Below are 15,577 nucleotides of genomic sequence, written 5' to 3' on the forward strand. Positions count from 1 at the left end.
ATACATTGACTTTATGCGGAGGCTTTCAATTGTTCCACAAAGTAAGAAGGTGTAAAGCCTGTTTCTTTTTTGAAGGCATTAACGAATACCCTTGGGGTTGTATATCCACACTCTTCTGCCAAATAAGTTATTTTATATTCCCTGTAGATGGGATTATCATACAGCTTCCTTACAATATAGTTGATACGAAGTTCGTTGATATAGCTGGTAAAATTATGGTTCCTATACACTTTAATCACCTCCGAAAGGTATTTTGTATTGGTATTAAGGTGATGGGCCATCCAGGTAAGGCTCAGATCCTTTCTCAAATATCTTTCTAAGTTCTCAAATTTTTCAAGTTTGGTAAGTAAAGCCTTCACCGTCTCATCGGTGATCGTTACTGATGTTTTTGTTTGATTATTTCTTGGACTTACCTGTACTTCTAATGTATGCTCTGTCTGTTGTGAACTTATCTTGGTGATTAAATCTTTATACTTTTCATGAATAATTCTATTTTTTCTTTTCCAATACGCCCAACCTATTAAGACTGCAACCAACAATGTCAATGCTGCTATAATCAATATCGTTTTGATGGTAGATTGAGTTTCGCGATCCTTATCAGAAATAATCTGCTTCACAGGGGTTACCATACTTTCTTTTTCAGACTTCAATAAACTATCACTTAAATACACATATAGCTTTGAATAATATTTTGAAGAATCCTGTTTATTTATTTCTACATAAGAACTAAACAAGGTATGGTAAATATCTTTCCTTATATATGGCATTGAGGTTTGCTTTTCAAAACCTTCCCCTTTTTTGGCAAATACAATAGCTTTATGATATTCACCGTTGTCATTATAAAATTTTGCCATATCACTCAACAGAATTGCCCTTCCGTTTATATAGATATCATATTTTTTACTCTTATGAATTGCCAAAGCTTTATCAAAATAATAATTAGCAGAATCCTTTATCTTTAATTTACTATAAATTAAACCCAAACCTGCAAATTGAAAAGCTAGATTTTGATATTTTGCATTAATCGTCTCCCTATTATTCTCGGGCATTTGATTTGACGCTACAATGCTCTTATGTCTGTAAAAAATCTGCTTTTTAACATCTCCCTTTTTTCCATAGGCTCCGGCATAGGATTCGTAAATAAGAGATTTCCTATAAAAGCGGCGATTTGGAGCTTTTATATCCTCAATATTAATCAATGATTTTGCCAGCTCTTTAAGCTGTTCATCCCAAAGCCCCATTTCCCCATAAGAGCTTGCTCTAAGCCTATAGATATCAGAAACATAATCAAAAGCTTTTAAATCTTTAGCATATTTCTCAACAAAACGAGTCTCTTCAATGGTTTTTTTATAATCACCATCATTATAATACAGTAAAACAAGCCCCATAGAACTGGTCATGGCTCCATTTGGATACTGAATTTTTTCACTCTGGTCCTTTAGCTCCTTTAATTTTTTTTTAGCTGTTACGGGATCCGAAGCTGCGGAAGCTTTCCTTTTTTTAATTTCACCATCAATTTTTTCAGTTATAGAAAGTGGATTCTTTGAAGATCCTAAATTTTGAGCAAATGTTATACACAGGGTAAAAAGAGTAAAAAATAAGTAGATTTTTTTCATCAGAGTCCGGAGAATTAGTTTTTTTTCAAGTAAAATTGATCATACACTGCTATCAGTGAATTTAACACCTGATAACTAAAGAGAATGAAAGTTTAATCATCCTCTATAAATTTTAAATAAGAAGGATTTTTTCATATCATAAACCTTTCATAATTATCATTTGCGCAAATTTAATGAAATAAATATCCTAAAAACTCATATACATATTTAGTATTTTTTAAATTTTAAACAAATACATTAATATTTTTCAACACACTGATTTACAGAATAGAAAAATTGTAAAACTCATCAAACAGCACATGAAACTTTCCGAATTATTCCTGTATTAGCCTTGTAGAGACTTTCTGAGAATCATAATATTGCACCAAAATGAAAACCGATTCTGAAAATAACATGATGAACAAATTCTTCTCTCTGCATTTTATTGGAGGGGGAAGGTTTTTATTCTTACTCATGTTGTTGGTTAACTTTCAGATGACTCAGTCTATTTGCAGGCAAGATGATTCTACATCTCCAGATGCAGCTACTCCATCAACTACCCTATTTATATCAGAAGGCACCGCAATTTCAGGGATGGAACAAGTACATATTTCCCAGCCTAAAAAAGAGAAAACCAAAAAGATTTCCAAAAGAAAAAATACTTTCATATCCAGCAAAAGAAAGCAAGAGAAAGAGAAAAACATTTCTCCACCTGTTAAAAGCAGCAATAAAACCGTATTAATTTTCAGCAGGGATCCCCAATCAGAGGGATCTTTACTGATTGCTTCTGAGAATAAAAAGCAAATTATCAGGCCTCAACACATGATGAAATTCCTTCTGCTTAAGCCTGAAAGCAAAACACCTGTTTTACATCATTTGCTGGATATTTATCTGAATAAACCCTATAAAAGCCGTAGGTTCTCGTATCTGAGTCTTTCCCGAAACTTCAACCGACCTCCCCCTCAGGCTCACTCTACTGGTGTAATGCTCATTTAATTGAGATTATCAGGCAACTCCTTTACTCAATGAAAAATCTATTGTGATTTACACCTATTTGCCGGATTCACCCGACGCGAACAGGTAGTCCTTTTCCTTAGGGTAAACACCAACTTCATGAAAGAAGAGCCACTGATCGTAGGTTCAGGTTGCCTACAAAATCACAAGTTGCAATTGGGAAAACAAAATTCTCCTTAGAAATGATCACCCCTAAGACTACCATATATTATATAGAATATCTCAGCATAAAACAACCTGATAGAACTAATGGAATAACAAAAGTAATCAGCCTAACAAGCCAACCCTTACATAAACCCTTTGAATGAAAAAAACTTTTTAAAATGAAAAAAAACACAATCTTATTAACGACCTGCCTTATTAGCACGACCTTTTTTGGGCAAGTAGGCATCAACACCCCCAACCCTCATCCCAGCGCTTCTCTGGAACTGGCTTCCACAGACAAAGCGCTCTACCTGAACAGAGTAGCCAGTACTACAGCCATCAATAATCCGCAATCCGGAATGGTCATCTATGATCTTACTGATAAATGTGTAAAAGCCTATCAAGGCAATCCGGCAGGATGGTCAGGATGCATCATAGGAAACGGAGGACTTACAGGCTCTGTTACCAACCTTAACTGTGCCGGTGCTTATTTTACTCCAAGCTTCGCAACAGTGGGACAGGCTTATACCGGAACCCTTACTGTTCCTTACACTGGAGGTAATGGCGGAATATACCCGGCACAAACCACTACAGTGAACGGACTTACGTTTAGTCTCCCTTTAGGTGTTTTTGCTAATGGAGACGGCAATGTAGTGTATACTATTACCGGAACTCCTACTACAGCAGGAAGCACTTCGGTCAACATCAGCATTGGTGGACAAAGCTGCTCCGGGGCCAATGCTCTATCCCTTACAGTGAACCCCTCAACAGGAAATCCTGGTGGCGTATTGCCTGGAACCGTTACGTTGGCACAAAACAGCCGATATTGGGTAGCCTCAGTATATGATAACGATTATATGCCTTATACCAAACCTACAGCACCTGCCAGCACAGCTGTTATCAATGCAGATGGAACACCGGATACTCTGGTTGATGTACAGGGAAGCATCTCCACTACAGGAATTACAGTCTATATCCCTGCTACCGTTACAGGAAGCGGCGGAACTGTCGCAGCATGGAGTACCACCACTACCATTCCGGCAAATCTTACACAGAATGGTATCGCGACACAGGTAACTTTATCCTGGGCAGCACAGACGCTTACAACTAGCAATACTTCTCTTGTGGCTACCATAAAAGCTGTTGGAAATGATCTGCTTGCCAAGAAACTGGACATCAATGCGGGGATAGGGAATGATTATTTAGGATTATTATTAGGAACTTTCCAATATCCTTATAACACGACAGGTACACTTACTACTTATCAGTTACGCGACATACCAGGTATACCGGATAGGATGTTTGGGCAAATAGACAATGCTGGTCTATATGAACATAACTTCCTTTACTTGCCGATACAGGCAGAGGATGGCAAAATATGGCTGAACAACAACCTGGGAGCCAACTATTCCAATATAGACCACCCAGTATTTAACCTTACTCAGCAAGCAACAAGCAACACAGATGTAAATGCAATGGGTTCCCTATTACAATGGGGTAGAAAAGCTGATGGACATGAACTGATAGAAAGAAATATTAATGCTCCAAATCAAGGAGCCCCTAAATATGGGATTGCCACTGGACCAGTACCAACCTGGACCCCTAATTATCCTTATAGAATAGCTTCTAATGATTGGACATCCCTTACTACGCCGCCAGCAGGGGACCGTTGGTTAGCTTCATCACCCAATAATCCTTGTCCACAAGGATTCAAAGTACCTGTAAGAACAGAATGGTTGAAAATACTTAGCGACGCTGCCACTACTTCTAATACTAATGGTATTTATGCTATGAACAAAGCATTAAAATTAACTTATGGCGGACAGAGTATTAATAGTTCTTCCACAGTACTTAATCCAACAGTTCCCAATTATTCGGCAGCGGATGGTTATAATGCAACCTACAATGCCACATACACATTATACAATACTGGTGTTAACGGACCGGGTATAGGTAACACTGAAGTAAATCATGGCAAACCCGTACGCTGCATCAAGGAGTAATCAATTCTATAAAACCATCTGCTTCTACAACAGATGGTTTTAGCCTTCTTTTAAAACCAAAATAATTATGAATAAATATATGACACTTATGCTTATCATGATGGGAAATTTTGCTTTCTCTCAAGTTGGCATAGGCACTCCTACCCCACATACAGGCTCAGATCTTGATTTAGGCGCTACAGACAAGGCACTTTACCTGAACAGAACAGCCAATACGGCTTCTATTAACGATCCGCAGCCAGGCATGATGATCTATGATGTCTCTGAACATTGTATAAAAGCCTATCAGGATAATCCGCCAAAATGGTCAGATTGTATGGATTCAGTATCCGGCGTTGTTTCAGGATTTACTTGTGGTTCCGCATCATTCAAGCCAACAGCTGCTCAGGGAGCAACTTATAGCGGCACACTAACCATTCCCTACACAGGTGGTAATGGAGGAACTTATCCTGTACAGAGCTTTACTCAGAATGGACTGATATTCACCCTTACAGCTGGAAATTTCAGTATTGGAAACGGAAATCTGGTGTATACAATTAATGGTACACCTGCCACTTCCGGAGCCATGTCTTTGAACATCATTGCAGGAGGAAAAAGCTGTATCGGATTGATATTACCGGTCAGTCCATAAGATCATGAAGGATGCCTGGCAAAGCTTTAAAGGTATCCTTCATGATTTATTTTTCCCAGGCTAAACGGTTCTTTTTGGAAAGGAGACCACATTATGAAAGAAAACATTCCATTTATAAAAACCTATTTAAAAAATCATGAAAAAACAACTCTTGCCCATCGCAATTTTACTTGCTGTAACGGGCACTGTAAAGTCTCAGATTGCCATAGGGAAACCGACCATAACCAATACTTCGGTCTCCCTGGAATTTGCGGACACAGAAAACCGGGGATTGATACTCCCCTATGTAGAAACGAAAACAGGCATTACAAACAACGGTACCCTCATTTATGATACTACCGATTACAAAGTAAAATACCTGAAAGATACAGGAACCTGGACTGACTTGAGTGTTGACAACACCGGAACAGCCAGTCTTTTGCCTCAGATCGGCAAAACGGAATCTACAACTGCAAAATCAGTGATCGGATCTGCTGCTACAGACACCACCCCGGGGATATTGATTTTATCTGATCCCAACAAGGCAATGATATTACCCAAAGTGGCCAGCCCACACCTCAACATCATCGACCCTGCCCCTGGAATGATGGCTTATGATACGGTTAAACGACAGCTTGCTGTATATAACGGTAAAGTCTGGACTTTCTGGAAACCTTAAATGAACACAATATGGAAAAAATACACATTTATTAACCCCATTATTTATAAATACAGCTGCTTCTACTCAAGTAGGTACTAACACTCAGACTTCAAGGGCTATTAATTCCTTAAACAGTACAAGTTAAATGATGATATGAACCCTGGCAACACGAAAAAAACTTCTTATTGATTTTTCACAAAGCCAAATTCATAAGATCCATAGCCTTATTTATAAAAATTTCATTACAAAACGCACATGCCGGAAATCCGGCTAAAAACTATTGAGTCATGAAAAAACAAACCCTCTTTTTCTTCATATTCCTTCTTATGGGCAATATGTTGATTTTGGCACAGAACTGCAACATTAATGCAGGAGCCAACGCCGTCATTTGCGGCACCTCTGCCAATTTATCTGGAAGCCCAGGAGGAAGTACAGCCGGAACTCCATTATGGACTCTGGTATCCAAACCTTCCGGTGCACCGGATCCGGTTATTGTAACGCCCTCAGGTTACAACACTAATGTCACAGGAATGACCTATCCAGGAAATTATGTGTTCCAGATTGCACAAATATGTACTACAGGAACAGCAACCTCACAGGTTACCATTACAGCGCCAGGAAATATCACTTCCTTCACTGCAGGACCTGACGTTACCAATGTTTCTGCAAGTACCGGTACAGCCACCTTAAATGCAGTAATACCAACTGGATATACCGCATCGTGGACCTATTATAATATTTTTGATAAAGAATATTATGGACAGACCACTACTGTGAACGCTACAATGTCTAACACAACAACGGCAACTCCCACACTGACTCTCACAAAAAAAGCAAATCATGATAGTGATCCTTCTTATCGTGCAGTGTTAAGAATTACCTCCATCAACAATCCAAACTGTTGGTACGAAGATGATGCCATTGTAAGATTCATTCCTAATCCACAAATCAGTCTTTCAGCAACCCACAACAGATGCTATCCATCTACAGATACCAACCGGTATATCAGTTTGAGTAGTACATCTCCAGTGTTTGCAACCAATACCGCAAACTCATCCGGAAACCCGGCCTTCGGAACGACAGTTACTATAAATGTCATCAGTCAGCCGGCAGGAGGAAATATTTCATTTTTCCAAATGAGAAATAGTTCAATCTACTTCAATGGTGTAAATGTTACAGGAGCCTATGTATTTACCTTAACTGTTACGAATGCAAACGGAACTTATACAACTCCACAGATAACCTACAACTACAATGGAACAGATCCAAAGCTAGTTAGTTTTATTGATGCTTCCTATCCTGAACAAATGCAGACTTATCGAGCAGCTGGCAGTGCAGGTTCCGTGCATTGTAATATGGCAGGTAAAATAACTCCTATAACCATTTACTTCAAGGTAGATCCTTCAGATCCAGCCACAATGATTACCACTGTTAGTAATTCAGGGATTGTTCCTCCTGGAGGAAGTCCTACTCTGGTATTGAACGGAGCCGGAACGATGAATAGAAATATTGTGGTAACACCACCTTCCGGAGGCTGGCGAGTAGGAACCTACGTTGTTAATCTATCCACCAAAAACGGCACCTGTGGTAATAGCCAGGATTATTACATTCATATTTCAGATGGTAACCGTCCGAATGTAACGGTTCCCAATACTACAATATGCTATACAGGATCAGGTATTGTAACGGCAACGATTCCTTTACCTACCGTATATCAAGGAGTGGTTAACAGCAGCTATTTTCAAGGGTTTGTAGGCGGTTATGATTTTACCTTGGTTTCCAAACCTGTCGGCGCTGCCAACCCTGTTTATGAATCCACTAATCTCAGAACCTTTACCAATACCTCTACTACAATAAGTAATCTGGATAAGCAAGGAGAGTATATATTCAAGATAAAGGCTATTCCTACTGCAGGAGGAATAGATCCCAGATTCATAGATAAGGAATATGCCTGCTCGGGAACGTCTCCTGAGGGTACATTTTCCATATTTGTATCTCCACAGGTAAACGCGAATGCAGGGTCTAATCAAACATTAGAAATAGGAGTATCACAAGCTTCATTAAACGGGAACAATCCGGGAGTATCTTCTTCAGGAGTGTGGACCTTGGTTTCAAAGCCGGCTGGAGCTTCGGATCCTGTGATTGTTAGTCCTTCGCAATATAATACCAATATTACAGGGCTTTCCGGCTCAGGAAACTACACTTTCAGATGGACAGTTACCACTGGTACTTGTAGCAGCTTCAGTGACCTGACGGTTAATGTTTCTGCTCCATCACCAGGAGGAGTTGCAGCATCAGTTTGGTATAAAGCAGACGCGATTACATCTGCGGACAATACTCCACTGAACCAATGGACTGATCAGATGGGTACAGGATATAATCTTGTACAGGCTGCCACTACCCTACAACCTACTTTCTCGAATCAGAATATGTTGGCTAATTTCAACCCAACGGTAACCTTCAATTCAACTGCACATGGAACAGGACAAGGAGGTTTCATGGCAGCTGATCCGGGAACTGGGAAAGAAATTATAGACCGTACTAAAGGAAGTATCTACATTGCCGGTAAAATGAGCACATTAGGTGCAGCTGGATTAGCTGGATTTGACCAAAGTATGGATTATCCAGGACTGCATATTTCCAATAATGCGACTACAGACAAATTATTGTTTTATACGGCAGGAAGTGGCTATACTACTTTGTCTACCAATCTATTTGCAGATAGAAAGCCCTTTGTAGCCGGTTCTTCATGGCTAAATGCAGCCGGAGCCACTGCATCAAATCCATTGGCTAAGGTTTGGTTAGATGGCAATGAATCTGTTTACAACAATACACTTAATAATGTAAATACAGGAAATACAGCCCGTGCCTTTAGAATTGGCCGTGATACGAACTGGGGAAGCCATGATGGGCAGATGAATGAAGCCATTGTATTTGCCACTCCTCTTACGGCATCAGAAAAAGCCCGCGTAGATTCTTATCTGGCTGTTAAATGGGGGACAACACTTATGGCTGACTATGTAAATTCTGCCAATAGTATTGTTTGGAATAATACCCCATCCTATCAGAATAATATCTTAGGGATTGCAAGGGATAATCTTTCGGCTTTATATCAGAAACAGTCACGAAGCGAAAACCCTGACCAGAAATTGATTATTGGAGCAGGAAATTCATTAGCGAATACCAATAGCATCAATACCAACAATTTAACAGAAGGACAATTCTTAATAGCAGGAGACAACGGATTGAAACAAGAATTGAAAACATTATTAGCCTACACAACTGGTACTAACGGAGCAGTAAACTCCCGTTTTGAATCTATCTGGAAAGTGCAGAATACCGGAAATGTAGGAACTGTAACCATTGCCTGGCCAAAAGGAATAAAAAACATGTACCTGGTTCAGTCTCCAGATGCTGTTATTGACAATACAGACACCTTTACTCCAATGAGTACCGAAGTTACTGTAAACGGAGTGGTATACAACACTACGAATGTAACATTAACGAATGGACAGTATTTTACTTTTGCCGGTTATGCTTATGCACCTGGTGGAGTATTTTCTGCAGCATGGTATCGTGCAGATGCTGTTTTAAACTTATTTTCAGACGCTGGAACGACTACAGCTACAGACAACACTGCTATTCAACAATGGAATGAGTTCAACAATAAACCGTTCTCTCTTCTACAAGCAACAGCTGCTTATCGTCCGAAGTTTTCCAATACTACAACATTGGCGAATTTCAATCCAACGATGAATTATGATGGCACTCAAAAATGGTTGCAGTATGCTCCGACAGATGCTCAAGGCAATATATTGAGCAGAAATAAAGGAGCTGTTTTCTCTGCAGGAAACACAACCAGTGCAAACGCTTCATTACTTGGATTTGGAGTATCCGGAGCGGCAAATGCGATGGATGATCCGGGGTTGTACAGTTTCACAGGAAATAAACTTTTATTCTACCCTGTAATAGGAGAATACGCTCCACAAAGTACCTATACAATCAATGGCTTTTATATTGGTGGAGGTACCTGGGAAAACGGTGCCGGAACAGGAGGAAATAATGCTGTTAATATTACATTAAACGGTTTTCACCAGACGTATAACACTAGTATTTCAAATGTAAACACAGCCGCAGTACGTAATGCACTGATGGTAGGAAAAGCAGATGCAGGATCACAAGTTACCGGACAGCAGAACGAAATGATTATTTTCGCAGACAAACTAACGGATGAAGAGGTAAATAAAGTAGAATCCTATCTTGCTATAAAATATGGACAAACACTGAGCAAAGAACAAAATAGAAATTATCTGAGTTCTACGGGCACTGTGGTTTGGGACGGATCGGCCAGCAGCTATTACAACAACATCCTGGGTATTGCAAGGGATAATACTTCTGCTTTACATCAAAAGCAATCTCAAAGTATAAATGATGGTCAAAAGTTAATCATTGGTGCAGGGAATTCATTGGCCAATACCAATATTGATAATACCAACTCTTTAGCGGAAGGGCAATTCTTAATCGCAGGGGACAACGGTCTTAAGCAAATCCTGAATACTCCTTTGGTATACACATCAGGAGCAAATGGAGAAATCAATCATCGTTTTGAAGCCATCTGGAAAGCTCAGAATACGAATGGTGTAGGAACCGTGACTGTTGCATGGCCTAAAGGCTTAAAAAATCTATATCTGGTACAGTCTGCCAATCCTGTTTTTGATGCAACGTCTACCTTTACTCCAATGACAGCGGAAACAACTGTAAACGGAGTGATATACAACACAGTCAATGTAACATTAACGAATGGGCAGTACTTTACTTTTGCAGGATACCTATACGCTCCGGGAGGAGTTTCCGGACCGGATTTCTGGATCAGATCTGATGATGCCGGAGATATTGCAACAGCATGGAAGGATAATTCCATCAACGCAAATGACATTCCTGCAGTAGGTACATGGTCTCTTTCTTCAGCGGACAGAAACCACAACTTCCATCCGTACACAACAGGATATAGTGCCTCGAAATTATTCTATAATAATGCCTCAGTACTGAATCCTACCAATGGTGAACTTCCCAATATCTCCCACTCTATCTTCTCAGCGGTACGACCTACCACTTCAGATAATGGGCGTATAACTGGAATTGATGATGATGCAACTTATGCTTCTGAACCTGCATTATCAATTGCCAATGGGAAACCTAGACATTATGAGTATTATAATGTTACCACTTCAACTGATTTTTCAACCACTTTCAATATTGGGGTATCTAATGTATTCTCAACAATAGCAGATAATTCCGTTGCAAATGGAGGAACCTCATCTTTCTCAGGTGGAGAAAAAAGATTAGGATTGAATGGTACTTACGAAACAACTACCTTCAATAATAGCAATAAATTCCAAATTTATGGCCGTAACCTAAGGGTTGGCCATGCGGGATGGGATGCACCTGGTGCTTTCCCTGGAGATATTATGGAGGTTGCCTGGTACAAACGTACATTAACAGCTAATGAACAATCAAGAATCAACTCTTATCTTGCTGTAAAGAACGGGGTTACCTTAAATGAAAACTATCTTGCCACCAACAGTAATGTGGTATGGGACAGAACCGTCAACACCGGGTACAACAACAATATCTTCGGTATTGCAAAAGATGAGGTTACTATATTGAACCAGAAACAATCAGGAAGTATCAATAATGGACAAAAGCTTATTATTGCTACCACAGGACTTTCTGATAGTAATGCGACTAATAATACAGCCTTGTCAAATAACCAACAATTCCTAATGGTTGGAGATAACAGTCTGAAGCAAGGATTAAAAACGCCACTGGTTTATATTGCTGGTGCTAACGGAGAAACTAATTTTCGTTTCGAAGCGGTTTGGAAAGCCCAGAATACAAATGGTGTAGGAACCGTGACAGTTGCATGGCCAAAAGGAATCAAAAACCTATATCTGGTGCAGTCTCCAGATGAAACCTTCGATACAGCGGATAATTTTACTCCGATGGCTACGGAAGTAACCATCAATGGAATAATCTACAACACAGCCAATGTAACCTTAAGTAATGGGCAGTTCTTCACTTTTGCAGGTTTCGGACGTGCACCAGGTGGGGTTGTAAATAATCTTTCCTATTGGTATAGAGCAGATAAAGATGCTGTAAATACAGGAGACGGAACAGATATTACGGCATGGACAGACCAGTTCTCCGGAACTACTTCTGCACAATTGGGAACCAATGCACTGCCAAAATTCAAGTTGGGTGCTGCCAATTATTTTAACTTCAACCCAGGGGTTAATTTTACAGCAGGAACACAAACTCTTGGTAATATTGATGTAAGAACATTCTCTGAGGATTCTTATGATGTATTTACATTTACCAAAGAAGGTATGACCAGTGGAGGAGCTCATCCAAGTATCTTCAGATCTCTGGTTGATAATTCATTACTTACCGGGGATTTACGCAGATGGGATGGTTTAGGAATCGTAATGGATAACAGAATAGAACGGTTTTCCAATACGGGAGGTAATACTGATTATTATGGAACTCCTGCTGGAGCATTCTCAACAACTATTCCAAGCATCATGTACCATACGTTTACAGCCCTTACAACAACTAAGGCTCTTAATGGAGATGCTAATTTTGCTACAACCAATCACTCAGGAACCGGGGTCCGAAATCTGAATGGAGGCCATTTATTCGGTGATTCTCAATTTAGCAGTAATGGCAGTGATAACCGTGGATTCATAGGTAATTTAGGAGAAACCATTATCTATGGTTCCGGGAATCTTACTCCTGCTGAACGTAGAAAGGTAGATTCTTATCTTGCTATTAAATATGGTATTACGCTGGGGCAGGTTAATACTGACCATTATCTGAATACTGATGGAAACACAGTATGGAACGGAGCAAGCAATGCTTCTTACAACAACAATATCTTTGGAGTGAGCAGAGACGATGTTGAAATGTTAGAACAAAAAGTATCCAAAAGTGTCAATACTGGAACGATTCTTACTATTGCCACCATTAATGATTTCATTAATCCGAACCAAAATGCAGCACGAACAGGGTTTGCGAATGATAAAACCTATTTCCTTTTAGGTGATAATGCTAATGTTACACTAGCACCTGTAGACCTTACGGTAGGAAGCACTGTCTATAAAAGAATCCCACGAACCTGGTTGGCTCAGGAGAAAAATGCTGATGCAGGAGCTTTGTTCTTTGAAGCGGATCTTACCGCCTATAACAGTGGTACATTTAATACGGGATCTGGTATGATCGCCATGCTGGTAGCTGATGATGCAGCTTTCACAACCAATGTAACAGTAGTGAATCCTACGTCAAGCAATGCCACAAAATGGATCTATCAACAGAACATCGCTGATGGTAAGTTCATTACATTTGCGAAAAGCCCTTGTTATGGCCCTGATACTGATGGAGATGGTGTTGCAGACATGTGCGATTTAGACAATGATAATGACGGTATATCTGACCTCAATGAAAACTGCGGAGGATATTATTCAGATAATGAAAGTGGTGCGTGGAAGGGAGATACAGTTTCCAATCTAACGGTGACAGCGCCAAATACCTCCTTGCAAACAGCTTCTGGTTTTAATGATAACCTGAACCATTTCTATACAGACAGCAATGGAGCAACCAAAAGACTTGTAAGATTTCATAGTAATAATTCCGTGAGTATCACCTATAGCTTCTCCGTAGGAATTCCTGCCAGTGAACTGGCTTTCTACATCGAGGATGTAGACGGTCTTTCAAACGGTTCTTCAGCTGCCAGTTATTCTTTAAAGATCAATGGTGGAAATGTAAATGGTGCGTTGGTAAAAGATATGACAACTTCCTACATGGCAAGTCTTCCTTCAGCTGTAATGAACTATGATCCGGTAACAGGAGCTATTTCTTCAATAGGTGCTGTAAATGATCAATGGATTCTTTTAAGAGGTACAGGAAATAATCTTGTTACTTCCATTACCCTTACGAGTAATAATTTTGGTGCGAATGATGCAGTTGCCTACAACTTGTTTGCTCACAAATCCTGTGATACGGATGGGGATGGAATTCCTAATCATCTGGATCTGGATTCTGATGGAGATGGATGTCCTGATGCCCTGGAGGGAACAGGAGGCTTCACTATCGCCAATCTTATAGATTCTTCACTTCCGGGAGGTAATACAGGAAGTGGATACAACGGAACAGCAGGTCCGGTTATCAAAAACCTTGGCAATACGGTCAATACTAATGGAATACCAACAATTGCCAATGCAGGACAGGCAATTGGAAGTTCACAAAACGCTTCCGTTTCAACCTGTATCCCTCCATTCTGTTACAAACCTGGTATCACGACTGGAATCACATTAGATACCAAAGTAGGAATCACAGCACTTGGTAGAGCTGGAGCGGGAACCGATAACTGGCCTATGGTAAGAAAAGGTGGCTGGCTGGCTCTGGAGGCAAAAACAAAAGGTTTTGTTCCAAACAGAGTTGCATTTGATACATCAGGAAATCCGGTGGGCATTCCGGCTTCTAATTTTGTGGAAGGAATGATGGTATATGATGCAACGAACAAATGTTTGAAGATGTATACCCTTAAAGAGGGAGACTCCTCCATGGCATGGCATTGCATTTCTACACAAACCTGTCCGGACTAAATTATCAACAATACCTTTCTCGTGAAGGTTTTTAAAATCAACAGCCTTGTTAAAGTTTTTCAACAAGGCTGTTTCTTAAATAATATAAAAAAATGATTGCAAATTTTAGAGATATTAATATTGGAGAGCTTATACATATGCGGGTTAAGGAAAGTAAGATTGACTTACTTCGTATTTGCAACTTCATGAAATGTACCGAGAGTGAAATAAATAAGATGTATGAACAAGAAAGCATCCCTACAAACCTATTATTGAGATGGAGCAAGCTGCTTGAATATGATTTCTTCAGAATCTATTCCCAGCACCTCATCCTCTATGCTCCTCCTTCGGCCTCCATTCGGGAATCTGATTCTTCAAAACTTCCCCGTTTCAGAAAAAACATCTATACCCGGGAAATGATAGACTTCATTTTGGAACAGATAGAAAAACAAAAAAAGACCAAACGCCAGGTTACGGATGAGTATGGAATTCCTTATACCACTTTATGCAAGTGGATTGCAAAACATAATAAATGACAGCATCAAATCAGAAATCAGAATGAAAAAAAAGAGTCAACCCAATTATAAGCTAATATATTCAGATATCATTGAACAAAAATTTCCCCATAAAAAAGCAGAATGCAAAAGGCTATTAGAAAAAAAGATGCTTTCTGCTCTTGATATCATGGAACTGAATAACAGGATCTTTGGCAGTAGAGACCAAAATCTGAAAAAGATAAATCAAAAGCTTCGTTCCTATAATGAATCAGATATTATGGGTATTCTTGATTATCAAAAAAATAATAGAATGAATAATCTTCAGATAGCCGAACACTTTGGATTGAGCAGAAATACGATGACCAAATGGCGAAGAATGTTTCAATAACACCCGAATTATCAATCAATTCATTA

At 39.6% G+C, this 15,577-nt stretch carries 8 protein-coding genes; 7 read left to right on the top strand and 1 reads right to left on the bottom strand.

Annotated features, from left to right (window positions below; genetic code table 11):
- Window positions 1-11 precede the first annotated feature (11 nt).
- The gene (locus tag DRF65_RS03425; RefSeq protein ID WP_115968850.1) at window positions 12-1,616 is read right to left on the bottom strand and encodes a helix-turn-helix domain-containing protein; all 1,605 of its coding nucleotides are present in this window, start codon (window positions 1,614-1,616) and stop codon (window positions 12-14) included.
- Window positions 1,617-1,985: 369 nt separating this feature from the next.
- Here DRF65_RS03425 and DRF65_RS03430 point away from each other — a divergent pair, with 369 nt between their 5' ends.
- The 7 genes from DRF65_RS03430 (at window position 1,986) to DRF65_RS03460 (ending at window position 15,551) form a co-directional block, all read left to right on the top strand.
- Window positions 1,986-2,591: a hypothetical protein gene (locus tag DRF65_RS03430; RefSeq protein ID WP_115968851.1), complete on the top strand. Its 606-nt coding sequence runs from the start codon at window positions 1,986-1,988 to the stop codon at window positions 2,589-2,591.
- A gap of 341 nt (window positions 2,592-2,932) precedes the next feature.
- Window positions 2,933-4,756: a hypothetical protein gene (locus DRF65_RS03435; protein WP_115968852.1), complete on the top strand. Its 1,824-nt coding sequence runs from the start codon at window positions 2,933-2,935 to the stop codon at window positions 4,754-4,756.
- A gap of 67 nt (window positions 4,757-4,823) precedes the next feature.
- Window positions 4,824-5,387 (top strand): hypothetical protein, encoded by a 564-nt coding sequence (locus DRF65_RS03440; RefSeq protein ID WP_115968853.1) that lies wholly within the window; start codon window positions 4,824-4,826, stop codon window positions 5,385-5,387.
- A gap of 136 nt (window positions 5,388-5,523) precedes the next feature.
- Window positions 5,524-6,045, top strand: coding sequence for a hypothetical protein (locus tag DRF65_RS03445; RefSeq protein WP_115968854.1), 522 nt, complete (start codon window positions 5,524-5,526; stop codon window positions 6,043-6,045).
- A gap of 269 nt (window positions 6,046-6,314) precedes the next feature.
- Window positions 6,315-14,687 carry a thrombospondin type 3 repeat-containing protein gene (locus tag DRF65_RS03450; RefSeq protein WP_123947266.1) on the top strand — a complete coding sequence of 2,791 codons (8,373 nt, stop codon included), beginning with the start codon at window positions 6,315-6,317 and terminating at the stop codon, window positions 14,685-14,687.
- A 92-nt stretch (window positions 14,688-14,779) separates the two neighbouring features.
- On the top strand, window positions 14,780-15,202 hold the full coding sequence (locus tag DRF65_RS03455) for a transposase (protein ID WP_115968856.1): 423 nt from the start codon (window positions 14,780-14,782) through the stop codon (window positions 15,200-15,202).
- Window positions 15,203-15,224: 22 nt separating this feature from the next.
- Window positions 15,225-15,551 (top strand): helix-turn-helix domain-containing protein, encoded by a 327-nt coding sequence (locus DRF65_RS03460; RefSeq protein ID WP_115969171.1) that lies wholly within the window; start codon window positions 15,225-15,227, stop codon window positions 15,549-15,551.
- The last annotated feature ends 26 nt before the right edge of the window (window positions 15,552-15,577 follow it).

Origin of the sequence: Chryseobacterium pennae (assembly GCF_003385515.1) — a bacterium.
GTDB lineage: Bacteria > Bacteroidota > Bacteroidia > Flavobacteriales > Weeksellaceae > Chryseobacterium > Chryseobacterium pennae.